Raw genomic sequence first — 24,605 nt, 5'->3', positions numbered from 1 at the left:
CTCACGATCCACCGTCAGATCATCCGCGAACCCACGATCGCCACTGGCATCGGGCACGTACTTCACACAGACAACGATCCTCAAGCTCACGCCGGCTCTCCTACTTGCAGTGGCCATTTCCGTGGTGTTTCCCCGTGCGCGCCGGGCCGGGGGGTTCGTTCTGCCAGGCAGCATAAGTGCCTGGAGGCGGGGTTTCCGGTCCGTGGCGGGCGACGCTCCGAACCAGATATTACTCACCAGTACGCTTCTTACCCTACCCCTGAGCAAGCGCTTGGAACTGTGACCTTCCCAACGCCGCCCGCACACCCCCGGCAGCCCGCCGCAACCGGGGCCGTCGCGGTATGAGTGAATGGACCGGCCAGGGGCGTGACGAGAATCTCGCCCGGCGGACACGCCGGGACTGGCCAGACCGTTCCGTATGGGGCACGATCTGCGCAGCGCCTATAAACCTACGGCTGCGTAACTTCTACCGGGAGCCACCCTCCCCGGGCACGACAGAAGGGTCCTCTCCGGATGGCTGAGCTCGTCTACCGGCCGATCGTCGGCGCCGCCTGCGCCCTCTTCAAGGCGCTGGATCTGAAGATCGACACCCAGGGCTCCGAGCACATCCCGAAGACGGGCGGGGCCGTGCTGGTGAGCAACCACATCGGCTATCTGGACTTCATCTTCGCGGGGCTGGCCGCACTCCCCCAGAAGCGGCTGGTCCGCTTTATGGCGAAGGAGTCCGTCTTCCGGCACCGGATCGGCGGTCCGCTGATGCGCGGGATGAAGCACATCCCCGTCGACCGGGCCAAGGGCGAGGACGCGTACCAGTACGCCCTCGAAGCCCTGCGCGCGGGTGAGATCGTCGGGGTGTTCCCCGAGGCCACGATCTCCCAGTCGTTCACCCTGAAGTCGTTCAAGTCGGGTGCCGCACGACTCGCCCAGGAGGCCGGGGTCCCGTTGATTCCGGTGGCGCTCTGGGGCACGCAGCGGCTCTGGACGAAGGGGCGCCCGCGCAATCTGAAGCGCAGTCATATCCCCGTCACCATCCGCGTCGGCGAGCCGGTGGAAGCCCCGGTGGACCAGTACGCGGGGGCGATCACCCGCCGGCTGCGCGAGCGGGTGGAGGAGTTGCTCGAATCGGCGCAGCGCGCCTATCCCGTACGCCCGATGGACGCCACCGACACCTGGTGGGTACCGGCGCATCTCGGAGGCACCGCGCCGACTCCGGCCGAGGTCCGCGAAGCCCGCTGAGGCGCCCCGGCGCCGGGACGCACCCCGACACACCCCGACACACCGCGGCCCCGCCGGGACCGGCGGGGAAGTCTCCGGTCCCGGCGGGGTGCGGTCAGCGGCCGGGCTCGCGGACGGTGATCCGGGCGCCCGGGCTGACCTTCTCCAGGGATTCCGCGAGTTCGGCTCCGGCAGCCTTCAGCGCGTCGATACTCATGGGCGCGAGCGACTCCAGCAGGAAGACCGCGTTCACCGACTCCTCGGTGAGCCGGGTGCGCGGCCCCTGCCGCCAGTTCCAGCGGCGGCAGGTGACGCCCTCACCATCGCACCAGACGATTTCGCCGGACTCCGGGTGCTCGACGGTCTCCACGCCGGCCGCGACGGTGGTAAAGGGCTCGTCCCCGGCCGCGCGCACCAGGCGCATTCCGCCGCTGATGCGGTCGAGGTCCTCGCCGCCCACGGGGATCAGATGGGCGACGCTGATGGCGTTGTAGACGTCGACGAGAAGGTTGATCCGGGGCAGCCCGCCGTCGGCGAGGGCGCGCTTGGCGAGCGCCTCGGCGGAGTTGCGGGTACGGGACGGCTTGGCACCGAAGGCGGTGTAGACCTCGCGCCAGGCGGCCATATGCGGGTCCTCGTGCGGGGCGCGTCCCCCGAGTCGTTCGGCGAGGCGGCGCGCGGCGGAGTCGAGGAGCGCGGAACTGTGGTCGTCACTGGGGCCGTTGGCCAGCCCGTGCGCCTCGATCGCGAGATGGGTGAAGCCGGGGGCGAGGGCGGTGACCTCGTCGGCGACGGTGAGCGTGAGCGCCATGCGGTTCCTCGTCACAGTGCGGTGGGGAGCGTTTCACAGAGGGTCTTCCGGTCGGGCGCGGCCCGAAGGGCGGCGAGCACCGCCGGATGTGGTGCAGCATACAGCACCGGGTAGTCCACCTCATTGGACTCCGGATCGACGGTGAAGGCCAGTCGCTCCTCGTCGAGGGAGAACTGCGCGTCGACGCCGGGCCTGTTGCCCCGGGGGTCGATCCGCGACCAGCGATCGCGGCCCGGCAGCCTGAGGGCCACCAGCCCGTGCACGACGCCGAGGTTCTGGTAGCAGAGGGCGGCGGGGATCGACTCGGCGCGCAGCAGTGCGACCAGGGCATGGGCCTTGGCGTAGCAGATGCCGGTGCCCTGCTCCAGGACTTCGGAGGCGCGCCGGGTGACCCGGGGGTCGTCCGCGTCGATGGAGTGCGTGACGGAATCGCGGACGAACTCGAAGGCGGCGCGGGCGTAGTCGTGGGCGCCGGAGGTGTCGCGCCGCAGCCGGGCGGCGGTCTCGCGGACGAGTGGATGGCCGTGGTCGATGGTGTCGTCGGCGGCCAGATAGGCGGCGATGCCGTCCGTCTGCTGGATCAGTTCCATGCGTCGAACCATAGGAAAAGCGGCCGACCGGGTCAATGGATTTCCGGTCGGCCGCATATTCATGCAACCGGGGAGGGTGGCGAGGAGAGCCGCGCTAGCGGGCCATCTCTTCCTTCAGCGCCTGCACGAAGGCGTCGACGTCCTCCTCCGTGGTGTCGAAGGAGCACATCCAGCGGACATCGCCCGCGGTCTCGTCCCAGAAGTAGAAGCGGAACCGGCGCTGGAGCCTACGGGTCACCTCGTGCGGGAGCCGTGCGAAGACGGCGTTGGCCTGGACGGGGTAGAGGATCTCGACCCCGTCGACCTGGCGGACGCCGTCGGCGAGCCGCCGCGCCATGGCGTTGGAGTGCCGGGCGTTGCGGAGCCAGAGGTCCTGGGCGAGCAGCGCCTCCAGCTGGACGGAGACGAAGCGCATCTTGGAGGCGAGCTGCATGGACATCTTGCGCACATGCTTCATATGGCTGACGGCGCCGGGGTCGAGGACGATGACCGCCTCGCCGAACATCATGCCGTTCTTGGTGCCGCCGAAGGTAACCACGTCGACGCCGACCGCGTTGGTGAAGGTCCGCATGGGGACGTCGAGCGACGCTGCCGCGTTGGATATCCGGGCGCCGTCGAGATGGACCTTCATGTTCCGCTCGTGGGCGTGCTCGACGATCGCCCGGATCTCGGCGGGTGTGTAGACCGTGCCGAGTTCGGTGTTCTGGGTGATCGACACGACCTGGGGCATCGCCCGGTGCTCGTCCTCCCAGCCCCAGGCCTGCCGGTCGATCAGCTCGGGGGTGAGCTTGCCGTCCGGCGTCGGCACGGTCAGCAGCTTGATGCCGGCCATGCGCTCGGGCGCGCCGCCCTCGTCGACGTTGATATGGGCGGTCTCGGCGCAGATCACCGCGCCCCAGCGGTCGGTCATGGCCTGGAGGGCCGTGACATTGGCCCCCGTGCCGTTGAAGACCGGGAAGGCTTCGGCGGTGGGGCCGAAGTGGCTGTGCATGATGCGCTGGAGGTGGTCGGTGTAGTCGTCCTCGCCGTAGGAGACCTGGTGGCCTCCGTTGGCGAGGGCCACCGCGGCGAGGATCTCGGGGTGCACACCGGCGTAGTTGTCGCTGGCGAAGCCCCGTACCGCGGGGTCGTGGCGTCGCCGGGCGGCCGTCGGGTGGTTCTTCACGGGCGGGGCGTCAGCCACAGGCGCTGTCCATTCACTTCCGTGGCGGGCGTGGACCAGACCCCGGCGATGGCGTCGGCCAGTTCCGAGACGTCGGTGAAGCCCGCGAACTTCGCGTTCGGGCGCTCGGCGCGCATGGCGTCGTGCACCAGGGCCTTGACGACCAGGATCGCGGCCGCGGACTTGGGTCCGTCCTCGCCACCGGCCTTGCGGAAGGCGTCGGCGAGGGCGAGGGTCCAGGCCTCGGCGGCGGCCTTGGAGGCCGAGTAGGCGGCGTTGCCCGCGGTGGGGGCGCTCGCTCCGGCGGCGCTGATCAGCAGATAGCGGCCGCGGTCGCTGCGGAGCAGCCCGTCGTGGAAGGCGAGGGAGGTGTGCTGGACGGTGCGGATCAGCAGCTTCTCCAGCAGGTCCCAGTCGGCGAGGTTGGTCTCGGCGAAGGAGGCGCTGCCGCGCCAGCCGCCGACGAGGTGCACCAGGCCGTCGATCCGGCCGAACTCCTTCTCGGTCTTGGCGGCCCATTCGCGGGTGGCGTCGAGGTCGAGCAGGTCGACGGTGTCACCGGTGACGGTGGCACCGCCGTGGGCGTAGCGGGCCGCGTCGACGGCGGAGGCCAGCCGCTCGGGGTCGGCATCGGCGCCGACGACGGTGGCGCCGGCCTCCGCGAGGCGCAGCAGGGCGGCGCGCCCGGCGGGGCCCGCCGCGCCGGCGACCGCGACGACGGCCCCTTCCAGCGGGCCGTTGGAGTTCTTCATCTCGGTCGCCTCCTCGGTACGGATGGTCACGCGGCTGCCCCGGACGCGGTGCCGTCGGCCACCGGGCGGTTCGCGGTGATCCCCTTGGTCGCGGAGATCACCTTCCGGAGCTTCTTGGACAGGGCCTCATAGAACATGCTGAGCGGAAACTCGTCGGGAAGCACGTCGTCGACGAGCTTACGCGGCGGCTGCGAGAGGTCGAGGGCCTCGGGGCCCTTGGCCCAGCGGGATCCGGGGTGCGGGGCGAGGTAGGTGGAGACCAGTTCGTAGGCGGCGAACCAGTGGACCAGCTTGGGGCGGTCGATGCCGTCGCGGTAGAGCTTCTCGATCTCGGCGCAGAGCTGGTTGGTGATCTGCGGCGCCCGCTCCCAGTCGATCTTCAGGGTGTTGTCCGTCCAGCGGAGCACATCGTGCTGGTGGAGGTAGGCGAAGAGGAGCTGGCCGCCGAGGCCGTCGTAGTTGCGGACGCGCTCGCCGGTGACGGGGAAGCGGAACATCCGGTCGAACAGCACGGCGTACTGGACGTCACGGCCCTGCGGGAACCCGTCGGCCTCCAGGCGCACGGCCTCCTTGAAGGCGGTGAGATCGCAGCGCAGCTCCTCCAGGCCGTACATCCAGAACGGCTGGCGCTGCTTGATCATGAAGGGGTCGAACGGCAGGTCGCCGTGGCTGTGGGTGCGGTCGTGGACCATGTCCCACAGGACGAAGGCCTCCTCGCAGCGCTGCTGGTCGCCGACCATGGCCCCGATGTCCTCGGGGAGGTCGAGGCCGAGGACGCTGACGGCCTCGTTGGTCACCGCGCGGAAGCGGGCGGCCTCGCGGTCGCAGAAGATGCCGCCCCAGGTGAAGCGCTCGGGGGCCTCGCGCACGGCGATGGTCTCGGGGAAGAGGACGGCGGAGTTGGTGTCGTACCCCGCGGTGAAGTCCTCGAAGGTGATGCCGCAGAACAGCGGGTTGTCGTAGCGGGTGCGCTCCAGCTCGGCGAGCCACTCGGGCCACACCATGCGCAGGACGACGGCCTCCAGATTGCGGTCCGGGTTGCCGTTCTGGGTGTACATGGGGAAGACCACGAGGTGCTGGAGGCCGTCGGCGCGGTGCGCGGCGGGCTGGAAGGCCAGCAGGGAGTCGAGGAAGTCCGGGACGCCGAAGGCGCCGTCGGACCACTTGCGGAGGTCCGCGGCGAGCGCCCGGTGGTAGTCGGCGTCGTGCGGCAGCAGCGGGGAGAGCTGCGCGAGGGCGTCGGTGATCCGTCCGACGGCGGCCTCGGCGGCGGCCCGGCCGGGGGCGCCCTCGGCGTCGAAGTCGATGGAGCCGTCCGCCGACTGCCAGGGGCGGATTTCCTCGACGGCACTCTTGAGCCGCGGCCAGGCAGGGTCGTCGATCACCCGCTCGGCAGTGGATCCGGCCGCCGTAGCAGCGTCCTGCACAAGAATTTCCGTCATGTCACTTCCTCCACGGGAGAACCTCGCGTCAAGACACCGTATCCAGGCCGCCTTCTTTCAGACAAGTGAGCCCTATGGAAATTATCCTGCCCTATTTCATGACGACAGGAAGGTTTACGGCCTGTGACCGTACGAACGCCGACTTCGCTCGGCCTGAACACCCACAGGAGCGGTCCACCGCACTGGTCCGTGCACGGACGGTCCCCTCCGGCACGGGGACTATTAGGCTGCGCCCTGCCGGGCCGCTGCCCCGTGGGGCAGTTGCGCCGGAGCCGCCGTCGACGGAAGCGGAGAGAATCTTGTCGTTCCTCACCATCGGTCATCGCGGGGTCATGGGCGTAGCGCCGGAGAACACCCTGCGCTCCTTCATCCGGGCGGAACGCTCCGGGATGGACGCCATCGAGCTGGATCTGCATCTGAGCAAGGACGGCGCGCTCGTCGTCATGCACGACGCCGACGTGGACCGTACGACCGACGGCAGCGGGCCCGTCGCCGAGAAGACCCTCGCCGAACTGCGCGAGCTGAACGCGGGCGACGGCGAGCGGGTGCCGGTCTTCGACGAGGTGGTGGACGCGGTGCGGTCCCCGCTCCAGGCCGAGATCAAGGATGTCGCGGCGGCCCGCGTCCTCGCCGAGGTCATGCTCCGCCGGGATCTGGTCCACCGGGTCACGGTCTCCTCGTTCCACGACGACGCCGTGGCGGAGATCGCGGCCCTGGTACCGGGGGTGCGGACGGTACTGATCGCGAGCCGCTGGGGCGGTGACGTGGTGGACCGGGCGAAGGCCGTGGGGGCGGACTGGCTGGCCCTGAACATCCGGCGGCTGACCTTGGAGACCACCGAGCGGGCGCACGCCGAGGGGCTGCGGGTCCTGGGCTGGGTGGTCAACGACCAGGCCCGGCTCCGGCTGGCCCGCGCCCTCGAACTCGACGGCGTCACCACCGACTTCCCCGAGATCCGGCGCACCGGCCGGTTCACCGCGTAGGTTCCGTCCGGGCGGTCTCCGGGAAACCCCGGGGGATACGGCCCGGGGCTCGTCCGCCGGGCGGGGCGGTGCCCCGCCCGGCGCGGAACGCCGTTCAGTCCCGGTTCTGCAAGTCCTTCACGAGCTGCTCGAAGACGAGGTCGTCGCGGAGCGGGGTGCCGTGGACCTCGCTGCCGTACGGGAAGGGCGAGAGGGTACCGGTGCGGCGGTACCCCCGGCGCTCGTACCAGGCGATCAGGTCCTCGCGTACGGAGATCACCGTCATCTCCATCGTGCTCACGCCCCAGTCCGCCGCCGCGAGGCGCTCGGCCTCGGCGATCACCTGCCGGCCCAGGCCGTTGCCCTGGAGTCCGGGACGGACCGCGAAGAGGCCGAAGTAGGCGCGGTCGCCGCGGCGTTCGAGCTGGAAGCAGGCGACGAGTCCGCCGTCCTCGCCCGTCACAATCATCATCCGGCTGCCCTCGGCGGTCATCACGCCCCGGATCCCGGCCTCGTCGATCCGCCGACCGCTGACGAGATGGGACTCCGTGGTCCAGCCCCGCTCGTCCCCGGCGCCCCGGTAGGCGGACTGGACCAGCCCGACCAGGGCCGGAACATCGGCGTCGGTGGCGTCGCGGTAGGTCGTGCCGCCGGAGGGGCGGGGCGGTGCGGTGCTCATGGAGTGGTCTCTCCCGTCTCACATACTGCGAATGCCGGTTACGAGGTGCGGGCCAGCGTACGCCGCACCCCGGCGCCGCCGCACCGGGCGGCCGCCGGGACGGGAGCCGGACCGTCCAGCGGGTGCCGGGACCTGTGCGCGCTCCGGTCCGTACCGAGGCCCGCCGGGCCGGGCGCCCGGCCCGGCCCCGTAGAACGCTCCGGGCCCTCCCGGGGCGAGCCCGGCACCGCACCCGTGCGGGCGGGAAGCCGGGGACGGTACCGGTGGGGGCCGGGAGGGCCCGCCGCAGGGGGCCGGGGGCGGCCCGGCCCGTACACCGCGCTCCTGGCTCTCCCGGCGCGGGCCCGGGTTCCAGCGCCGTGGGCCCGCCCCCGGCGCGGCCGGGGAAGCGGAGCGCGGTACCGGGAAGGCCGGCAAGCCGGAGCGCAGTACCGATACGGCCCCGGTCCGGCGCCGGGACCCGGGACCGGCGCCACCTCGTCCGGGACCGGGCCCCACCGGCGCGGCCGCGGCCCCCGGAAGGCGGTGGCCGTGCCCGGCCCCGGCCGGGACGGCCGGGTCACGCGGTCGCGCTCCCCGCGCACCCCCGTGCGCTCGGGTGTGCGCCGCGGGCGGCGGGCATCCTCCGGCCGAGACCCGCGGCCGCAGGTACGGCCGCCCGGGGGGAGGCGCCCGTGCACGGACCCGCGCCGGCCGGCTGGCTTCTCGTCGCCCTGTCGGCGGCGGCCGGCGGCTACTGCCTGGCCCGGATGCGCTCCTGCGCCGGAGGGGCCCGCCGGGCGGTGGGCGGTGAGGCGCTGATGGGGTTCGGGATGGCGGTGATGGCGGTGCCCGCCGCCGCCCTGGACCCGCCGCCCCGGGCCTGGGCGGCCGGGGCCGTCGTCTTCGGCGGCGCCGCGCTGCTCTCGCTGCTCTCCCTGGCGGCGGCCCGGCGCGGCGGCCACCACCTCCACCATGCCGTGGGGTCGCTGGCGATGGTCTACATGGCCGTCCTGATGGCGGACCCCTCCGGCGGCGGCCACCCGGGCGGGCACGCCCCGGCGTCCCCCGCCGGGATCCCCGTGCTGACCGGGGCCCTGCTGGCGTACTACACCGTCTACGTCCTCCGCTCCGGCGCCCGGCTCGCCCCCGCCGCGGGCCCGGGGCCCCAACCGGCCGCCGGGGCGTCCCCGGAACCGGTCCCGGAGCTGGTCCCGGCCTGCCGGCTGGCGATGGGCCTCGGCATGCTGGCGATGCTGCTCGCGCTCTGAGCAGCGACCGGACCGGAAACCGTGGCGTGCGTCACTCTTGGCCCCCGGGGCCGTCCCGCCGGAGCCGGGCCCTCATAGGCTGGGGACATGCTGGTCTCCCTCGTGCTGCTGCTGCTCGGCGCGCTGGCCGCCGTTCTGGCCCCCGGACTGGTGGCACGGGCCGACTGGGCGGAACGCGAACCGATCGTCGCGCTCTGGGTCTGGCAGTGCGTGGTCGCCTCGGTGCTGCTGTCGTTCGCGCTGTCGATGACCTTCAGCGCGGCCGCCGCCTGGCAGTTGGTCAGGGGCCATGTCTTCGCCCCCGCGCCGCAGGGGGTCGTCGAGGCCTACGCCCTGGGCGCCGGCGGGCCCTGGGCGGCCGCACTCGCGGTGGTACTGGCCTGCGGCGGCCTCTGGTCCGCCGCCATGCTGACCCGGGAGATCCGGACGGCCCGGGCGCAGCGCCGCCGTCGCCGCCGCGAACTGCTGGTCCGGGCTCCGCTGCTGCCCGGCGAGGAGACGGCGGGCGAGCGGCTCGTGGTGCTGGAGGGCGAGCGGCCCGGCGCCTGGTGGCTGCCCGGATCGGCGCCCCAGCTGGTCATCACCACGGCCGCGCTGCGGCGCCTGAAGGGCCGTCAGCTCGATGCCGTACTCGCCCATGAGCAGGGGCACGCCAAGGCCCGGCACGACTGGCTGCTGAACGTCTCGGGGGCGCTGGCCGCCGGCTTCCCGCAGATACCGGTCTTCGCCGCGTTCCGCGACGAGATGCACCGGCTGGTGGAGCTGTCCGCCGACGATATGGCATCCAAGCGGTTCGGGCGGCTGACGATCGCCCTGGCCCTGGTCGAGCTGAACGAGGAGCGCGGGGTGTTCGGCCCCTGTCCCCCGCACCACGACCATCTCCCCCAGCGGGTGAACCGGCTGCTGGCGGCCGCCCCGCGGCTCGCCCCGGTGCACCGGCTGAAACTGACGGCCGCCGCCGCCCTGGTGCCCGTGGTGCCCGTCCTGGTGGCGTTCGTCCCGGCGCTGCGCGCCCTGAACTGACCCGGCGGAGCCGGGAGCCGCCCGGTCCCGCCCCCGGTCCGGGCGGCCGGATACCGCGCCCGGCGGCGTGAATCCGTACCACGGGATGGCCGTGCGGCCGTCCGGCATGCAAGATCGTCCCCATGCCTTCTCCCGGATCCGCACCCCCAGGCCCGTCCGGCTCCTCCGGCACCTCCGCGCCCCCGCCCGGACCGCCCCCGCGCCCCGGCGGACCGGGCGAACGCGCCGCCGCCCGTACCGGCCTGGTGCTCGCCGTCCTCTCCGCCGTACTGCTCTGGCTGGTCGCCGCCGCCTGGTCGCCCCTGATCTCCTTCGACCGGTCGGTGGCGGACGCCCTCCACCGGCGGGCGGTACGGGAACCGGACCTGGTGCAGGTCAACCGCATCCTGACGGACTGGGTCTGGGACCCCTGGACCATGCGCGCCCTGATCGCGATCGCCGTGATCTGGCTGTGGTGGCGCCGGGAACGGCTGCTCGCCCTGTACACCGCGGTGACCGTCGCCCTGGCCGCGGTGGTGCAGCAGTCGCTGAAGGCGGCCGTCGGGCGGGAGCGCCCCCGCTGGCCGGATCCGGTGGACTCGGCGAACTACGCCGCCTTCCCCTCCGGCCATGCCATGGTCGCGGCCGTGGTCTGCGTGCTGCTGCTGTGGCTGCTGCGACGGCACGGGGTACGGGGCCGGGCCTGGACGGCGGCCGTGACGGTGGCCGCGGTCTCCGTCGCCGGTGTCGGACTGACCCGGCTCTATCTCGGAGTGCACTGGCCCAGCGACGTACTCGGCGGCTGGCTGATGGGCACCGGCTGGGCGCTGCTCGCGGTGGCGGCCTTCCCTCGGGTGGAGGCGCGGCTGCGGGGCCGGAACAGCGGCCCGTCCGCCGGTGGCGCGCGAGCCGCGGACTGACGGTGCGGCGACCGGTCCGGGCGATCCCCCGCGTCGCCCGGACCGGCCCCCTCGGCCGGTGGCCTCACGGCCGTCCGGCGGACTGCGCTGAGTATATTGGCCGAGAGCCAGTCAACGCAGGAGTCCAGCATGAGCCCGCGGAGCCCATCGGTCAATGAAGAGCTGCGGCGGCGCTCGCGCGAAAGACTGCTGGAGGCCACGGTCGACCTGGTCGGCGAGCGGGGTTACGAGACCACGACGCTCGCGGACATCGCGGACCGAGCCGGTTCGGCGCGCGGTCTGGTGTCGTACTACTTCCCCGGGAAGCACCAGTTGCTCCAGTCCGCGGTGCACCGGCTGATGCACCGGACGCTGGAGGCGGCGCTGCTGCGGGAGCCGCGTACGGACGACGGCCGGGAGCTGCTGGCCCGGGCGATCGACGCGGTCCTGGGGCTGGCCGTGCACCGTCCCGTACTGATGCGGGCACATATGTCGGGGGTGCTCCAGGCGGAGGGTTTCGTCCAGTGCCCGGAGCAGCAGCGGCTCGCGGCGCTGCTCAGCGGGACGGTGGAGCGGTACGGCTCGGCGACCGTCGGGGTCGACTACCGGCTGCTGCGCGCGCAGTTGATGGGCGCGGTCTTCGCGATCGTGCTGCCGGGCGCTCCGATGGCGCCCGAGCTGCTGCGGGCCGAGCTGTTCCAGCGCTACGGGCTGGACTGGGAGCTGGGGGTGCCGCCGGCCGCCCGGCCGGCCGCTCCCTGACCTCTTCTCACCGGCCCGCCGGGGCCCGCGGCTGCGGGCCCCGGCGGTCGACGGAGTTCACCCCTCGGGGTGATGCCCTCCCGCGGACCGGGCCGGGCTCCGGCCCGGTCCGCGGAGAGAACCAGTCGTCGTGAGGACGACTAGTCGTCGTCGTGGTCGTGGTCGTCGTCGTCGTCGAAGTAGTCCGGCTGGGTCTGGACGTTGAGCTCGTCCAGCCTGATCTTCTTGGCCGGGTCGGTGCGCCTGTCGTTGATCTTCAGGACGTCCAGGCCCTTGGCCATGTCGTTGGAGTAGACGTAGCCGTTGTAGTAGTACGCCGACCAGGTCCCGCCACCGATGAAGTCGGTCACCGAGAGGGGCCCGCGCTCGAAGTAGCCGATCTCCTTCGGCTTCGACGAGTCGGTGAAGTCCCAGAACGAGACGCCGCCCTGGTACCAGGACTGGACCATGATGTCGCGGCCCTTGACCGGGATGATGGACCCGTTGTGGGCGACGCAGTTCTCGGTCGCGGCCTGGTGGCGCGGGATCTTGTAGTAGCTGCGGAAGACGAGCTTGCGCTTGTCGCCCTTGCCGACGAGGTCGTAGATGCCGTTGGCACCGCGGTTGGGGCCGATCTCCGCGTTGCAGGTGGCCGAACCGCCGCCGCCCAGCTCGTCGGTGAAGACGACCTTGTCCGTGTCCTGGTTGAAGGTGGCCGAGTGCCAGAACGCGAAGTTCACGTTGTCCTGGACACGGTCGATGACCTTCGGCTTCTCCGGGTTCTTGATGGAGAAGATGATGCCGTCACCCATGCAGGCGCCGGCCGCGAGGTCCTTCGAGGGGAGCACGGTGATGTCGTGGCAGCCGGTCGTCTTGGAGACGCCCGGGTTGGTCGGACCACCGGGGTTGCCGCCGCCGTCGGGGCCTTCACCGGGGAAGAGCACCGGGAACCCGACGACCTTCGCCTGCTCGGGCGCCTTGCGGGGCACCTTGATGACCGAGATGCCGTCGTGCGGCGGCTGGCAGTCGGGGAAGGCCGCGTTCGGCGAGTACGAGGAGACGTACACGTAGAGGTTGCGGCCGTCCGGCACCAGGGTGTTGGTGTGCGAACCACAGGCGGTCTCGACGGCAGCGACGTACTTCGGGTTGCGCTTGTCGCTGATGTCGAAGATCTTGATGCCCTCCCACGAGTTCTTGATCGTCTGCGACTGCGACGTGCTGGTGCACGAGTTGTCGCTGCGGGACGAGTCCGTGGAGAGGATCAGGAGGTTGCCGGAGACGGAGATGTCGTTCTGGCTTCCCGGACAGAGCACCTGGGCGACCGTCTTCGGGGACCTCGGGTTGGAGATGTCGAAGATCCGGAAGCCGTCGTAGTTGCCGGCGTAGGCGTACTTGCCCTGGAACGCGATGTCCGAGTTCGTACCCTTGAGGGTGTCCTTGGGTATGTTCGCCAGATGCTCGACGTTGGAGCTGCGGACGATCTCGTCCACGCCGGGTATCCCGCCGCTCTGGATGGCGGAACGGGCCGCGGCCTCCTGGCTGTTGCTGGCCTCCTTCTGAACGGGGGCGTCCCCGGGGTCGGGTGTGGCGGCGGCCGGTGCCGCCGTCAGCAGGGCCGCCATCAGCCCGGCCGCGGCCGCCGCCACGCCCAGACGTCTGCGCCGCACTCGTGTGGTGTGCAACAGGGTCACTGCGTCCTCCCTCGTCTCCGTTCGCTTCGAACGGTTCAGACACCACGGAAGTATTGTGCCTAGCATGCGCATTTCAATAGATGGAAACACACACGTCATGAAAGTTTTTGATCATTAGGTCGGGGAACTGTTCCGGAACGGCCCCCCGCACTGCCCAGCTCCCCTGGAGGTTCCCCGTGTTCACCCACCGCCCGGCCGCGGGTTTCCGCAGACCAGTCGCCCTCACCGCCGCCGCCCTGGCTGCCGTACTCGCCCTGACCGCCTGCGAATCGAACGGCGGCGACACCAAGTCGGCGGGCAAGCCGAGCCCTTCGGACAAGGCGACCGGTTCCGTGGTAGCCCCGGGCAAACCGGGTGAACCGGCGAAGACGCTCTCCCCCGAGCAGGCCGCGAAGGCCCTGCCCGACGACAGTCCGAACTCCGCCGACTTCACCTATACCGAGATGATGGTCGTGCACCACGGGCAGGCGCTGACGATGACCGCGCTGGTACCGGGGCGGGCCGAGTCCAAGCTGGTCAAGGGCGTGGCGGACCGGATCTCGGCGGCGCAGAAGCCGGAGATCGACATGATGAACGGCTGGCTGAAGCGGTTCGCCGACAAGCGCCCCAAGGGGAGCGGCGGGCACGGCCACGGCGGCGGGCACTCCACCGCGACGATGCCCGGAATGGCCACCGACGCCCAGTTGGCGCAGTTGAAGGCGGCGAAGGGGAAGGCCTTCGACGAGCTGTTCCTGAAGCTGATGATCACCCATCACGACGGCGCGGTGAGCATGGCCGCGGACGCCCTTTCGGACGGCCGGAACACCCTGGTCCAGGAGATGGCCAACGACGTCATCTCGCAGCAGTCGGCGGAGATCGGCCGGATGCGCAAGATGTGACCGGACCGGGGGGCGCGGGCGCCGGGGGGACTCCCCGCGGCGCCGGGGCTCCCCGGAGACGTCCGGCGGTGCGATGCTGGAAGCTCCCGCGGGAAGGAGCGCCTCCGTGCTTCGTATCGCCGTCGTCGGATCGGGCCCCAGCGGGGTCTACACCGCGCAGGGACTGGTCGGCCAGGTCCGGGTGCCCGGCATCCGGGTCGACGTCCTGGACCGGCTGCCCTGCCCCTACGGGCTGGTGCGCTACGGGGTCGCCCCCGACCACGAGAAGATCAAATCGCTGCAGAACAACCTCCGGGCGGTGCTGGAGGACGAGCGGATCACATTCGTCGGAAACGTCGAGGCCGGGGCGCCGGGACTGGAGCCCGCCCGGCTGCTGGAGCTGTACCACGCCGTCGTGTACTGCGTCGGCGCCTCCCGGGACCGCAGGCTCGGCATCCCCGGCGAGGACCTGCCCGGCAGCCACTCCGCGACCGACTTCGTCTCCTGGTACAGCGCCCACCCGGACGCCCCGGCCGGTGACTTCACCGGCCCGGCGCTCAGCGCGCGCAGCGCCGTCGTGATCGGCGTCGGGAACGTCGCCGTGGACGTGGCCCGGATCCTGGCCCGGGACGCCGGCGAGCTGCGCCCCACCGATGTGCCGGACGGCGCGCTCGCCGCCCTCGCCCGCAGCGCCGTGCGCGAGGTGCACATGGTGGGCAGACGGGGCCCGTCGCAGGCCCGGTTCACCACGAAGGAGCTGCGGGAGCTGGGCGCGCTGCCGTCGGCGGCCGCGGTGGTGGATCCGGCGGAGCTGGCGCTGGATCCCGCGTATGCATCCCCGGCCGCGGCGGCCGGGCTGCCCGTGGTCCAGCGGCGCAATCTGGAGGTGCTGCGCGCCTGGGCGGCGGACGGGCCCCGGGAGGCCGGGCGGCGGATCGCGCTGCGGTTCTTCCTCCGCCCGGTGTGCCTGCTGGAGCGGGGCGGCCGGGTCGCGGCCGTACGGTTCGAGCGGACCGCGCCGGACGGCGCGGGCGGTGTGGTGGGTACCGGGAGCCATGAGGACGTACCGGCGCAGCTGGTGCTGCGGGCCGTGGGGTACCGGGGCGAACCGGTGCCGGGGCTGCCCTTCGACGAGCGGGCGGGCACCGTCCCGCATACCGCGGGGCGGGTCCTGCGGGACGGCCTGCCGTCGCCGGGCGAGTATGTGGCGGGGTGGATCAAACGTGGTCCGACGGGGGTGATCGGCACCAACCGGCCGTGCGCCCGGGAGACCGTGGAGTCCCTGCTCGCGGACGCTCCGCTGCTGGCCGCCCGGCGGGTCGCGGACGATCCGCCGGGCCGGCTGCGGGCGGCCGGCCACCGGCCGGTGCGCTGGCCCGGCTGGCTCGCCGTCGAGGCGGCGGAGGCCGCGCTGGGCGCCTCGCTGGGGCGCCGTTCGGTGAAGATCCCCGACTGGGACGGACTGCTGAGGGCGGCGGCCGGGGCGGACGGGGCCACCGGCGACTGATCCACGCACCGCCCCCGACCTGCGGTGATGCCGTCCCGAGGGGCCACTGTCGGTGGCCGGGTGCAGACTGGCCCGTATCCGGGACGACGGCGTGCGGAGGTGCGGGGACATGGTGGAAGTGCTGCTCACCGTGGGGACGCGCAAGGGGCTGTTCACCGGTCGCCGCCGGGCGGGCCGGTGGCGGCTGTCCGGCCCCTTCCTGCCCGCCCGGGCGGTGTACGCGGTCGCGATCGACACCCGGGGGCCGGTGCCGCGGCTGCTGGCCGGCGGCGACAGCGCGCACTGGGGCCCGTCCGTCTTCCACTCGGACGACCTGGGCGCGAGCTGGACCGAGCCGGACCGGCCCGCGGTCGCGTTTCCCCGGGACACCGGTGCGTCGCTGGAGCGGGTCTGGCAGCTCCATCCCGCGGCGAGCGGCGATCCCGGTGTGGTGTACGCGGGGACGGAGCCCGCGGCCCTGTTCCGCTCGGAGGACCGCGGGGAGACCTTCACCCTGGTCCGGCCGCTGTGGGAGCATCCCACCCGCTCCCGGTGGGAGCCGGGCGGCGGCGGGGAGGCCGTGCACACGGTGGTGACCGACCCCAGGGACCCGCGGGCCGTGACGGTCGCGGTGTCGGCGGCCGGGGTCTTCCGGTCCCGGGACGGCGGGGCGAGCTGGGATCCGTCGAACGACGGGGTGTCGGCGGTCTTCCTGCCCGATCCGCACCCCGAGTTCGGCCAGTGCGTGCACAAGATCGCCCAGGACGCGGGCGATCCCGGCCGGCTCTATCTGCAGAACCACTGGGGCGTCTACCGCAGCGACGACGCCGGTGCCCGCTGGACCGATATCGGCGCGGGCCTGCCGTCCGACTTCGGGTTCGCGGTCGCCGCCCATCCGCACCGCCCGGACACCGCCTACGTCTTCCCGATCGCGGCGGACTCCGACCGGGTGCCGGCCGGGCACCGCTGCCGGGTCTTCCGCACCTCCGACGCGGGGGTGAGCTGGGAGCCGCTGACGGCCGGGCTGCCCGCGGGCGACCACTTCGGGACCGTCCTCCGGGACGCCCTGTGCACGGACGACGGGGACCCCGCCGGGGTGTACTTCGGCAACCGCAACGGCGAGCTGTACGCGAGCGCGGACGACGGCGACACCTGGGAGCAGGTGGCCGCCCATCTGCCGGACGTGCTCTGTGTGAGGGCGGCGACCGTGGACTGACGGCACGGCGCGCCCAGGACCCGGCGGGACGGCTGTCCCGGGACCGGAGGCGGCCGGACGATGACACCAGGACCCGGGGACAGCCGTGATTCGACCAGTAGAGTGACGAACCGTGACTGCACGACGGCCTTTGAACGACATTGTGGAACCGGGCTGGGCGAAGGCCCTGGAGCCGGTGGCGGAGCGCATCGCCGCGATGGGCGACTTCCTCCGGCAGGAGATCGCCCAGGGAAGGAAGTACCTCCCGGCGGGGGCCCATGTGCTGCGGGCCTTCCAGCAGCCCTTCGACGACGTACGCGTCCTGGTCGTCGGTCAGGACCCCTATCCGACCCCGGGGCACGCGGTGGGGCTGAGCTTCTCGGTCGCGCCGGACGTCCAGCCGGTGCCGAAGAGCCTGGACAACATCTTCTGGGAGATGCACAAGGACCTCGGCCACCCCCGGCCGTCGAACGGCGATCTCACCCCCTGGGCACAGCAGGGGGTCCTGCTGCTGAACCGCTCGCTGACCACGGCGCCCCGCAAGCCCGCCGCCCACCGGGGGAAGGGCTGGGAAGAGGTCACCGAGCAGGCCATCCGGGCCCTCGTGGACCGCGGCAAGCCGCTGGTGTCCATCCTGTGGGGCCGTGACGCGCGGAATCTGCGGCCGCTGCTCGGCAGCCTGCCCGCCATCGAGTCGGCGCATCCCTCGCCCATGTCGGCGGACCGCGGGTTCTTCGGCTCCCGGCCGTTCAGCCGGGCGAACGAGATGCTGGTGGAGCAAGGGGCGACGCCGGTCGAGTGGAAGCTGCCGTGAACCCCGGCCCCGGGGCGTGGGTCGTCGGGGTCGACTCCGGCGGCTCCGGGCTCCGGGTGGCCCTCGCCCCGGTGTCGGACGCGGGGCCGGGGCGGCCGGAGACCGCCGTGTCCCGGACCCCGGTGCGCACCGGCGCCGCGGGTATCGACGCCCGCCATCTGCTGGAGCAGCTGCTGCCGATGGTGCGCGGGCTCAGGTCCCGGTGCTCCGGCGCCCCGGGGCCGGTGACGGCGGTCGCGGTGGGCGCGGCGGGCATGGCGACCCTCGGCGGGGAGCTGCGGGCGGAGTTGCCCGGAGCGCTCGACGAGGCCCTGGGGGTCCGCCGGCTGGCGCTGGCCACCGATGCCGTGACGGCCTACGCCGGGGCGCTCGGGCAGCGGCCCGGCGCGGTGGTCGCCGCGGGCACCGGGATGGTCGCGGCCGGCACGGATCTGACGGCGTGGCGCAGAGCCGACGGCTGGGGCCATCTGCTGGGCGACTGCGGCGGCGGCGCGTGGCTGGGCCGGGCCGGGCTGGAGGCCGCGTTCCGGGCCCATGACGGCCGGCGCGGCGGCTCGGCCGCCCTGCTGGCCGCCGCGGAGGCGGTGTTCGGCCCGGTGGCCGGGCTGCCGGGGCAGCTGTATCCGCGGACGGACCGGCCCGCGGTCCTGGCGTCGTTCGCTCCGGAGGTCGCCCGCTGCGCGGCCGAGGGCGACCCGGTGGCGGCGGACATCGTCGGGGACGCGGCCCGTCTGATCGCGGACGCCGCCGAGGCCGTCTGCCCGCGGGAGCCGGGCACGGCACCGGATATCGCGCTCACCGGCGGGCTGTTCCGGATCGGGGACCCCCTTCTCGTACCGCTGCGGTCCCGGCTGACGGAACGTCTGCCGGAGGCCCGGCTGGTCCCGCCCGCCGGCGATCCGCTCTCGGGCGCCCTGTCGATCGCGGCGGCGCTGGCCACCGGCACCCTGCAACTGCCGTCCCATCCGGCGATGCTGCGTCTCTCCGGCCCCGACGGCGCCGCCCGGCGCCGCTGAAACGGGACCGGGCGCGCCGTCCGGCCGTGGCGGCACGCCCGGGCCGCGCCCCGGGGGTGCCCGCGACACGCCCCGGCGGACGGCAGGGCGCGCGGAGACACGGCCGGGTGGAGTGCCGGGGTTCGGGTGTTCCCGAGTTCCGGAGTTCCGGAGTTCCGGAGTTCCGGAGTTCGAGGGTTCCCGGGGGTTCGGGGTTCCGGGGTGACAGAGCGGGACAGACAAGACGGGCCAAACTCATCGGATAAATACGGACAGATGACGTCTGACACCCCCCTCCCCGAACAGTCCCGGGGGTAAAACCAGTAGCATGCGGCGCCATGAGCTCCCCCACTGGGCCCGCACCCGGCCTGCCTGTACGAATGCCGCGTCCCCGCCAGTCCGGCCGGCACCGCCGCCCGGAGCCCGTGGCGGCTCCCGAAGGCGCGCCCGCGCTGGTGCTCGCCGTGCCCGGAGCCCCGGTGCCCGCCGTCCGGGCGCTGGCCGAAGAGATCATAAGCATCGCCCGTTCCGAGCTGCCCGGCCTCGATGTCGGCATCGGTTACCTCGACGGCGACGCGCCGGAGGACCCGGCGTTCGCCGCCGTCGAGACCGCGCACGAAGGCGCGTACGAGGGCTCCTACGAGGGCGGGGACGCGCCGGAGGCCACCGGTCCGGTCGCCGCCGAGGCGCCGGACGCCGGTGGCCCCGACCTGGCGACGGTGCTCGCCCGGATCGTCGCGGTGCGCACCGAGCGCTACGAGTTCGCCCTCGCCGCGGGCCGGGAGGTGGCGGAGCCCGAGGGCCCCGCGGCCGTCGTGGTGCCACTGCTGGTGGGCCCCGACGCGGCGCTGATGGACCGGATCCGCGGGACCGTCGCCCGGAGCGCGGCGCCGGTGGAGCTGGCCGAGGTGCTGGGCCCGCACCCGCTGCTCGCGGAGGCCGTGCACGTACGGCTCTCGGAGGCGGGACTGGCCCGGGCCGACCGGGCCCGGCTGTTCACCGTCGCCACCGCCGCGGACGGCATCGTCCTCGCCACCGTGGGGGGTGACGAGGCGGTACGCGCCGCGGGGATCACCGGCATGCTGCTGGCCGCCCGGCTCGCGGTGCCCGTGATGGCCGCCGCGCTCGACCAGGAGGGTTCCGTCGCCGCGGTCGCGGAGCAGCTGCGCGGCTCGGGTTCGACGCAGCTTGCGCTCGCCCCGTATCTGATCGGCCCCGAACTGCCCGACGGGCTGCTGGACGCCGCCGTGAAGGAGGCGGGCGCGCCCGCGGCCGAGGTGCTGGGCGCGTATCCGGCGATCGGCAAGCTGGTGCTGTCGCAGTACACGACGACGCTCGGCATCACCCCCCAGCCGCAGGGCGCCGGGCGCTGAGCCGGAGGCAGTTCACACCCCGGGCCCCCGGCGCGCCGTAGCGCCGGGGGCCCGGGGTGTTGTCCGGCCCGCGATGGGGGTGCCGGTCCCTGCCGGGGGCGGCGGGGCGGCGTCCCTTCTGCGCGGTAAGCCGATCCGCCGGGCGCGGCAGCGCTGTGGCTCGTCGCGCGGTTCCTCCCCCTGCGCCTTCGGCGGTGAGCGGACCCTCAGTGCCCCCGAGACCCCGGCCCGGCGCCCCTGGAAGGGCGGCGTCGGGCAGCCTGCCCCGTTCCGGGGATTGCGGCGCGAGGCGGCCGGTGACAGCCGCTTCCCGGCGGGGGCGGACAGGGCCCGGCGTGGTCAGGCGAAGACGACGCAGGAGGCCGCGGGGGCGGCGAGGGAGCCCGTGCGGCGCGGGATGCCCGTCGCGGGGTCGATATCGAACCAGGTCACGTCGCCGGAGCGCTCGTTGGCGGCATAGAGGCGGCGGCCGGTGGGGTCGAGCGCCAGATCGCGCGGCCAGTGGCCGCCGCAGGGCACGGTGGTGACCAGGCGCGGGCGCTCGCGGTCGGCCCCGAGGTCGAGGACGGAGATGCTGTCGTGGCCGCGGTTGGCCACCCAGAGCCGGGTGCCGTCGGGGGCGACGACCACCTCGGAGGGGTAGGAGCGGCCCTCGGTGCCCTCGGGCAGGACCGGGACCTCGCCGAGGGGTTCCAGTACGCCCGTGCCCGCGTCCCACCGGCAGACCGTGATGGTGGGCACCAGCTCGTTGAGGACGTAGACATGGGTGCCGGCCGGGTGGAAGGCCAGATGGCGGGGGCCGCTGCCGGGGGGCAGCGCGGTCTCCCCGTGCTCCACCAGTTCGCCCGCCGCGCTGTCGAGGGCGTAGACGCGCACGGAGTCGGTGCCGAGGTCGACACCGAGGACCCAGCGGCCGCCGGGGGCCGGCAGGACCTGGTGGGCGTGCGGGCCGCGCTGGCGGTCGGGGTCGGGTCCGGTGCCCTCGTGCTGGAGGACGCCGCTGGCGGCGCCGGGGCGGCCGCCGTCGCCGACCGGCAGCACGCTGACACTGCCCGAGCCGTAGTTCGCGGTCAGCAGATGCCCGCCGGCGACGGCCAGATGGGTGGGTCCGGCGCCGCAGACCGGCACCCGTCCGCCCAGCGGCCTGGGTGCGGCGCCGCGTACGTCGAAGGCGGCGACGGCGCCCTCGTCGGTCTCGGAGACCGCGTACAGGACGGCGTCGCCGGTGGTGGAGCCGAGGGCCAGATACGAGGGGTCGGCCACGGCGTCGCTGGCTCCGGTCTCGGTCAGCGCACCGGTCTCCGCGTCGACGGCCGCGGCGATGACGCCCCGCCCGCCCGCCGAGGTGAACGATCCGATGAATGCCCGTCCGGCCCTGCTGTCGCCCACTGCGCTGTCCTTCCACGCCGATGACTGTTGATCTTTTGATCAGTGGCTGCCGGGGCCGACGGTAGCAGCGGTCTAGACCAAGTGTCTGCGGTCTAGACCAAGCATCTTTATGCAGGTCCGCGCCCGAGGACGCCGCGAGGGAGGGTGGACCCGGCGGATTCCGCAGTGGTTACCCGGTGGTGCGGCCGCCCTATCCCCCGCCCGCGGCCGGACCCCTCCGCCACCGGTCGGCGCCGTACGGAAGCGCTGGTCACAGCGGTACCGGCGGGGCGGCGGAACGGGTCGCGCACGGGCGCGCGGGACCGGCCGGGCGCCTGTTCCCGCGCGGCGCGGGGCGGGTGAGGCCGTGGTGACGGACGAGGTTTACGGGGCGAACGATGCGCAGCGGACCGGCCACCTGGCATGCTGGGGTCCATGAGTCCTGCACGTACCCCGTCGGTCATCTTCGATCTGGACGGCACGCTGGTGGACAGCGAGCCCAACTACTACGAGGCGGGGCGGCGGCTGCTCGCCGAGTACGGAGTCACGGACTTCGGCTGGGAACGGCACACCGACTTCATCGGCATCAGCACCCGCGAAACGCTGGCGGTGCTGCGCGAGGAGCACGGCATCGCCGCTCCTCTCGACGAACTCCTGGCGGGCAAGAACCGGCACTATCTGGAGCTGGCCCGGGCGTCGACGGCGGTCTTCCCGCAGATGCGGGAGTTCCTGGAGTTGCTGCGCGAAGGCGGGGTACCGATGGCCGTGGCCTCGGGATCGTCACCGGAGAGCATCGCGGCGGTGCTCTCGGGCACCGGGCTCGACGCGTTCTTCCCGACGACCGTCTCGGCCGAGGAGGTCCCGCACGGCAAACCGGCGCCGGACGTCTTCCTGGAGGCGGCCCGGCAGTTGGGCGCGGCACCCGCCGACTGCGTCGTCCTGGAGGACGCGCCGCCGGGGGCGGCCGCGGCCCGCGCCGCCGGGATGCGCTGCATCGCGATCCCGTACTCGCCGGACGGAGCCGGGGACCCCGCCTTCGCGGCGGCCGACCTGCTGTACCCCGGCGGCCAGCAGGAGTTCAGCGCCCGGGGGGCGTACGACTGGCTGCTGGCCGGCTGACCGGCGCGGCGGTACGGGCCCGGGCGCCCCGCCCCGCCGGGACGCCTCAGCGCCTCACCGCTTGAACGCGACGCAGGTGTACACCGGTGTCCCGGCGGTGTCGAGCGGTTCCGCCTCGGGCGCGTGGGGCCACTCCTCCAGCGGCACCAACCCGGGGTCCAGCAGGTCGAGCCCGGCCACCAGCTCGCTCACCTCGGCGTGCGAACGCATCCGCAGCAGCACCCCGTTGGCCCGGTAGATCTCCACGATGCCCGCCATGGTGGGCGGGTCGAAGTCCGCCGTACCGTGCGAGAGCATCAGGGCGCTGCCGGGGGCCAGCGGCTCCAGCAGCGTCTCCAGCAGTCCACGGGGGTCGTCGTCGTCACCGACGAAGTGCAGCAGGGCGATCGTCGACAGCACCACCGGCTCGCCGAAGTCAAGCACCTCCCGGGCCCCGGCGAGTATCTTCTCCGGCTCGCGGACATCGGCCTGGAGATACTCGGTGCGCCCGGCGGGCGTACCGCGCAGCAGGGCCTCCGCGTGGCGCAGGACGACCGGGTCGTGGTCCACGTAGGCGATCCGCGCGTCGGGGACGACCTCCTGGACCACCTGGTGGAGGTTGGGCCGGGTGGGGATGCCCGTACCGATGTCGAGGAACTGGCGCAGCCCGCGGCCGGCCAGCAGCCGGGCGGCGCGGCGCATGAAGCCCCGGTTGGCGCGGGCCGCCTGGCGGGCGCCGGGGAGCACCTTCAGGACCTGCTCGGCCGCGGCGGCGTCCACGGGGTAGTGGTCCTTGCCCCCGAGGATGTAGTCGTAGATCCGGGCCGAGTGGGCCCTGGCCGTGTCGATGGGGGCGCCGTCCCCGGGGTCGGTCATGAAGGTGTCCTCCGCTGGTCGTTCCGTACTGTTTCTCGTGCTCGTGCTCGTGCTCGTGCTGGTACTCGCGCAGGGTGCAGGTGCGGGGTGCGGGTCCGCGGCGGTACGGACCCGGAGCCGCGCGGCCCGTGCGGCCCCGGGGGCGTACCGCGGTGTCGCCGGCCTCAGGAGAGCAGGAAGTCCGCCTCGCCGGCCTTCGCGCCGCGCACCACCTCGGCGATGTCCTGCGCGGTGAAGATCAGCGCCGGTCCGTTCGGGTCCCGGGACTGCCGGACCGCCACATATCCGTCGGCCAGTTGCTTCACCTCGACGCAGTTGCCCCCGTTGCTGCCGCTCCAGGGCTTGGTCCACGCTGAGGTTCCCAGCGTGAGATCCGCGTGGCTGACGTGGCTCATGGGTCAAGCTCCTTGCGAATGACGTCGAGGAGGCGCAGGGTGTCCTTTCTCGACAGTGCGTACGTGCTCATCTGGTCGAGCGCCTCCCGGTGCAGGGCGACCTCGACGGGGTCCTCGGTGTACGTCGCCCGGGTGAGGCTGTCGATGCCGACGACGTCCGGGAGTTCCGGGATCTCGAACCTGAAGACCGAGAACGGGCCGAAGCCCCCGGGATGGAGCCCGGCGCGGAACGGGGCCACCTGGAAGGTCACCGACGGCAGATGCGCCACCGCGAGCAGATGGTCGAGCTGCTCGCGCATCACCTCCGGCGGACCCACCGGGCGGCGCAGAACCGTTTCGTCGACCACGGCCCAGAAGTGCGGCGGTTCAGGATCGACCCTCGTGAGCAGGGCCTGTCTCTCCCGGCGCAGGGCGATCTGGCGCTCCACCACCTCGGCGGTGGCCCGGGGCAGCCCGAGGCTCAGCACACACCGCGCGTACTCCGGGGTCTGGAGCAGCCCCGGCACCACATGCGGTTCGTACGCGCGGATTCCGGTCGCACCGCTCTCCAGGCTGACATGGACGCCGAACCAGTTGGGCAGCACATCGCGATAGCTCTGCCACCAGCCGGAGACATTGGCCTGATCCGTCAGCGCCAGGAACTCGGCGGACTCTTCCTCCCCGACACCGTAGATCTCCAGCAGCGCCTTGACGGTGAGCCACTTCAGAGTGACCTCGGCCCGTTCCATCCGGGTGATGGTGGTGTGCGACTGGCGGAGCTTCCTGCCCACGTCCTGCGCCGACAGGCCCGCGGTCTGCCGCAGTTGCAGCAGACGCCGGCCCAGGACCATCTGGAGAACCGTGGGCGCTGATCTCGGCTCACTCACGGTACGGCCCCTTTCGAACACCGGATCATCTGGTGCAGTGTGCCATGCGTCCAGGAACCTGCACAGGACACACAGACGACAGTGCA

General features: G+C 73.0%; 24 protein-coding genes and 1 pseudogene. 13 read left to right on the top strand and 12 right to left on the bottom strand.

Going from position 1 to position 24,605, the window contains the following annotated elements; genetic code table 11:
* A pseudogene (locus ACWDR0_RS26710) lies at positions 1 to 90 on the bottom strand (electron transfer flavoprotein subunit beta); the annotation flags it as partial.
* 423 nt (positions 91 to 513) lie between these two features.
* Here ACWDR0_RS26710 and ACWDR0_RS26705 point away from each other — a divergent pair.
* Complete coding sequence (locus tag ACWDR0_RS26705; protein ID WP_456354319.1) at positions 514 to 1,236, top strand: lysophospholipid acyltransferase family protein; 723 nt, start codon at positions 514 to 516, stop codon at positions 1,234 to 1,236.
* Between the two features lie 94 nt (positions 1,237 to 1,330).
* Here the strand turns inward: ACWDR0_RS26705 and ACWDR0_RS26700 are convergent, their stop codons facing one another.
* The 5 genes from ACWDR0_RS26700 to ACWDR0_RS26680 all read right to left on the bottom strand — a co-directional run bounded on the left by ACWDR0_RS26700 (position 1,331) and on the right by ACWDR0_RS26680 (position 5,972).
* On the bottom strand, positions 1,331 to 2,026 hold the full coding sequence (locus ACWDR0_RS26700) for a B3/B4 domain-containing protein (protein ID WP_456354318.1): 696 nt from the start codon (positions 2,024 to 2,026) through the stop codon (positions 1,331 to 1,333).
* Positions 2,027 to 2,037: 11 nt separating this feature from the next.
* Positions 2,038 to 2,616, bottom strand: coding sequence for a transglutaminase-like domain-containing protein (locus tag ACWDR0_RS26695; RefSeq protein WP_456354317.1), 579 nt, complete (start codon positions 2,614 to 2,616; stop codon positions 2,038 to 2,040).
* A gap of 94 nt (positions 2,617 to 2,710) precedes the next feature.
* Complete coding sequence (locus ACWDR0_RS26690) at positions 2,711 to 3,799, bottom strand: threonine aldolase family protein (RefSeq protein WP_456354316.1); 1,089 nt, start codon at positions 3,797 to 3,799, stop codon at positions 2,711 to 2,713.
* Positions 3,778 to 4,530, bottom strand: a complete 753-nt coding sequence (locus ACWDR0_RS26685) for an SDR family NAD(P)-dependent oxidoreductase (RefSeq protein ID WP_456354320.1) — start codon at positions 4,528 to 4,530, stop codon at positions 3,778 to 3,780. The genes ACWDR0_RS26690 and ACWDR0_RS26685 overlap by 22 nt, the downstream gene beginning before the upstream one ends.
* A 26-nt stretch (positions 4,531 to 4,556) precedes the next feature.
* Entirely contained in the window at positions 4,557 to 5,972 is a 1,416-nt protein-coding gene (locus tag ACWDR0_RS26680) for a DUF6421 family protein (RefSeq protein ID WP_456354315.1), read from the bottom strand.
* A 299-nt stretch (positions 5,973 to 6,271) separates the two neighbouring features.
* On the opposite strand from ACWDR0_RS26680, the gene ACWDR0_RS26675 reads away from it, so the two are divergent.
* Positions 6,272 to 6,955: a glycerophosphodiester phosphodiesterase gene (locus tag ACWDR0_RS26675; protein ID WP_456354314.1), complete on the top strand. Its 684-nt coding sequence runs from the start codon at positions 6,272 to 6,274 to the stop codon at positions 6,953 to 6,955.
* A gap of 94 nt (positions 6,956 to 7,049) precedes the next feature.
* Here ACWDR0_RS26675 and ACWDR0_RS26670 read toward each other — a convergent pair whose 3' ends face one another.
* Entirely contained in the window at positions 7,050 to 7,613 is a 564-nt protein-coding gene (locus ACWDR0_RS26670) for a GNAT family N-acetyltransferase (RefSeq protein WP_456354313.1), read from the bottom strand.
* Between the two features lie 674 nt (positions 7,614 to 8,287).
* Between ACWDR0_RS26670 and ACWDR0_RS26665 the strand changes: the two genes are divergently transcribed.
* The 4 genes from ACWDR0_RS26665 (at position 8,288) to ACWDR0_RS26650 (ending at position 11,526) form a co-directional block, all read left to right on the top strand.
* The gene (locus tag ACWDR0_RS26665; RefSeq protein ID WP_456354312.1) at positions 8,288 to 8,863 is read left to right on the top strand and encodes a DUF5134 domain-containing protein; all 576 of its coding nucleotides are present in this window, start codon (positions 8,288 to 8,290) and stop codon (positions 8,861 to 8,863) included.
* An 87-nt stretch (positions 8,864 to 8,950) separates the two neighbouring features.
* Positions 8,951 to 9,886, top strand: a complete 936-nt coding sequence (locus tag ACWDR0_RS26660) for a M56 family metallopeptidase (RefSeq protein WP_456354311.1) — start codon at positions 8,951 to 8,953, stop codon at positions 9,884 to 9,886.
* 122 nt (positions 9,887 to 10,008) lie between these two features.
* Positions 10,009 to 10,785, top strand: coding sequence for a phosphatase PAP2 family protein (locus tag ACWDR0_RS26655; protein WP_456354310.1), 777 nt, complete (start codon positions 10,009 to 10,011; stop codon positions 10,783 to 10,785).
* A gap of 129 nt (positions 10,786 to 10,914) precedes the next feature.
* Positions 10,915 to 11,526, top strand: a complete 612-nt coding sequence (locus ACWDR0_RS26650; RefSeq protein WP_456354309.1) for a TetR/AcrR family transcriptional regulator — start codon at positions 10,915 to 10,917, stop codon at positions 11,524 to 11,526.
* A gap of 140 nt (positions 11,527 to 11,666) precedes the next feature.
* Here the strand turns inward: ACWDR0_RS26650 and ACWDR0_RS26645 are convergent, their stop codons facing one another.
* Entirely contained in the window at positions 11,667 to 13,196 is a 1,530-nt protein-coding gene (locus ACWDR0_RS26645) for an LVIVD repeat-containing protein (RefSeq protein WP_456354308.1), read from the bottom strand.
* Positions 13,197 to 13,372: 176 nt separating this feature from the next.
* On the opposite strand from ACWDR0_RS26645, the gene ACWDR0_RS26640 reads away from it, so the two are divergent.
* The 6 genes from ACWDR0_RS26640 (at position 13,373) to ACWDR0_RS26615 (ending at position 19,916) form a co-directional block, all read left to right on the top strand.
* Positions 13,373 to 14,074: a DUF305 domain-containing protein gene (locus tag ACWDR0_RS26640; protein WP_456354307.1), complete on the top strand. Its 702-nt coding sequence runs from the start codon at positions 13,373 to 13,375 to the stop codon at positions 14,072 to 14,074.
* A gap of 106 nt (positions 14,075 to 14,180) precedes the next feature.
* Positions 14,181 to 15,560, top strand: a complete 1,380-nt coding sequence (locus tag ACWDR0_RS26635) for an FAD-dependent oxidoreductase (RefSeq protein ID WP_456354306.1) — start codon at positions 14,181 to 14,183, stop codon at positions 15,558 to 15,560.
* A 109-nt stretch (positions 15,561 to 15,669) separates the two neighbouring features.
* A complete protein-coding gene (locus tag ACWDR0_RS26630) occupies positions 15,670 to 16,755 on the top strand; it encodes a WD40/YVTN/BNR-like repeat-containing protein (protein WP_456354305.1) in 1,086 nt (361 codons plus the stop codon).
* Positions 16,756 to 16,867: 112 nt separating this feature from the next.
* Positions 16,868 to 17,548: a uracil-DNA glycosylase gene (locus tag ACWDR0_RS26625; RefSeq protein WP_456354304.1), complete on the top strand. Its 681-nt coding sequence runs from the start codon at positions 16,868 to 16,870 to the stop codon at positions 17,546 to 17,548.
* Positions 17,545 to 18,564 carry an N-acetylglucosamine kinase gene (locus ACWDR0_RS26620; protein ID WP_456354303.1) on the top strand — a complete coding sequence of 340 codons (1,020 nt, stop codon included), beginning with the start codon at positions 17,545 to 17,547 and terminating at the stop codon, positions 18,562 to 18,564. The genes ACWDR0_RS26625 and ACWDR0_RS26620 overlap by 4 nt, the downstream gene beginning before the upstream one ends.
* A 317-nt stretch (positions 18,565 to 18,881) precedes the next feature.
* Positions 18,882 to 19,916: a sirohydrochlorin chelatase gene (locus tag ACWDR0_RS26615; RefSeq protein ID WP_456354302.1), complete on the top strand. Its 1,035-nt coding sequence runs from the start codon at positions 18,882 to 18,884 to the stop codon at positions 19,914 to 19,916.
* Positions 19,917 to 20,255: 339 nt separating this feature from the next.
* Here ACWDR0_RS26615 and ACWDR0_RS26610 read toward each other — a convergent pair whose 3' ends face one another.
* Positions 20,256 to 21,305 carry a lactonase family protein gene (locus ACWDR0_RS26610; protein ID WP_456354301.1) on the bottom strand — a complete coding sequence of 350 codons (1,050 nt, stop codon included), beginning with the start codon at positions 21,303 to 21,305 and terminating at the stop codon, positions 20,256 to 20,258.
* Between the two features lie 414 nt (positions 21,306 to 21,719).
* Here ACWDR0_RS26610 and ACWDR0_RS26605 point away from each other — a divergent pair, with 414 nt between their 5' ends.
* Positions 21,720 to 22,403, top strand: a complete 684-nt coding sequence (locus ACWDR0_RS26605; protein WP_456354300.1) for an HAD family hydrolase — start codon at positions 21,720 to 21,722, stop codon at positions 22,401 to 22,403.
* 54 nt (positions 22,404 to 22,457) lie between these two features.
* Here ACWDR0_RS26605 and ACWDR0_RS26600 read toward each other — a convergent pair whose 3' ends face one another.
* The 3 genes from ACWDR0_RS26600 to ACWDR0_RS26590 form a co-directional block, all read right to left on the bottom strand.
* Positions 22,458 to 23,258: an SAM-dependent methyltransferase gene (locus ACWDR0_RS26600; RefSeq protein ID WP_456354299.1), complete on the bottom strand. Its 801-nt coding sequence runs from the start codon at positions 23,256 to 23,258 to the stop codon at positions 22,458 to 22,460.
* 164 nt (positions 23,259 to 23,422) lie between these two features.
* Positions 23,423 to 23,653 (bottom strand): DUF397 domain-containing protein, encoded by a 231-nt coding sequence (locus tag ACWDR0_RS26595; protein WP_456354298.1) that lies wholly within the window; start codon positions 23,651 to 23,653, stop codon positions 23,423 to 23,425.
* Entirely contained in the window at positions 23,650 to 24,519 is an 870-nt protein-coding gene (locus ACWDR0_RS26590; protein WP_456354297.1) for a helix-turn-helix domain-containing protein, read from the bottom strand. Before ACWDR0_RS26590 ends, ACWDR0_RS26595 begins: the two co-directional genes overlap by 4 nt.
* Positions 24,520 to 24,605: the final 86 nt, after the last annotated feature.

The sequence above is a fragment of the Streptomyces sp. NPDC003691 genome, assembly GCF_053981115.1.
The sequence above is the reverse complement of the archived record's forward strand: the minus strand, read 5'-3'. Positions and strand labels throughout refer to the sequence as shown.

Excerpts from the sequence above, each read along its gene's own strand:
- ACWDR0_RS26700 (WP_456354318.1), bottom strand. The coding sequence starts at position 2,026 with ATGGCGCTCACGCTCACCGTCGCCGACGAGGTCACCGCCCTCGCCCCC.
- ACWDR0_RS26600 (WP_456354299.1), bottom strand. The coding sequence starts at position 23,258 with ATGACCGACCCCGGGGACGGCGCCCCCATCGACACGGCCAGGGCCCAC.
- ACWDR0_RS26615 (WP_456354302.1), top strand. The coding sequence starts at position 18,882 with ATGAGCTCCCCCACTGGGCCCGCACCCGGCCTGCCTGTACGAATGCCG.
- ACWDR0_RS26705 (WP_456354319.1), top strand. The coding sequence starts at position 514 with ATGGCTGAGCTCGTCTACCGGCCGATCGTCGGCGCCGCCTGCGCCCTC.
- ACWDR0_RS26685 (WP_456354320.1), bottom strand. The coding sequence starts at position 4,530 with ATGAAGAACTCCAACGGCCCGCTGGAAGGGGCCGTCGTCGCGGTCGCC.
- ACWDR0_RS26630 (WP_456354305.1), top strand. The coding sequence starts at position 15,670 with ATGGTGGAAGTGCTGCTCACCGTGGGGACGCGCAAGGGGCTGTTCACC.
- ACWDR0_RS26595 (WP_456354298.1), bottom strand. The coding sequence starts at position 23,653 with ATGAGCCACGTCAGCCACGCGGATCTCACGCTGGGAACCTCAGCGTGG.
- ACWDR0_RS26655 (WP_456354310.1), top strand. The coding sequence starts at position 10,009 with ATGCCTTCTCCCGGATCCGCACCCCCAGGCCCGTCCGGCTCCTCCGGC.
- ACWDR0_RS26670 (WP_456354313.1), bottom strand. The coding sequence starts at position 7,613 with ATGAGCACCGCACCGCCCCGCCCCTCCGGCGGCACGACCTACCGCGAC.
- ACWDR0_RS26605 (WP_456354300.1), top strand. The coding sequence starts at position 21,720 with ATGAGTCCTGCACGTACCCCGTCGGTCATCTTCGATCTGGACGGCACG.
- ACWDR0_RS26660 (WP_456354311.1), top strand. The coding sequence starts at position 8,951 with ATGCTGGTCTCCCTCGTGCTGCTGCTGCTCGGCGCGCTGGCCGCCGTT.
- ACWDR0_RS26695 (WP_456354317.1), bottom strand. The coding sequence starts at position 2,616 with ATGGAACTGATCCAGCAGACGGACGGCATCGCCGCCTATCTGGCCGCC.
- ACWDR0_RS26680 (WP_456354315.1), bottom strand. The coding sequence starts at position 5,972 with ATGACGGAAATTCTTGTGCAGGACGCTGCTACGGCGGCCGGATCCACT.
- ACWDR0_RS26650 (WP_456354309.1), top strand. The coding sequence starts at position 10,915 with ATGAGCCCGCGGAGCCCATCGGTCAATGAAGAGCTGCGGCGGCGCTCG.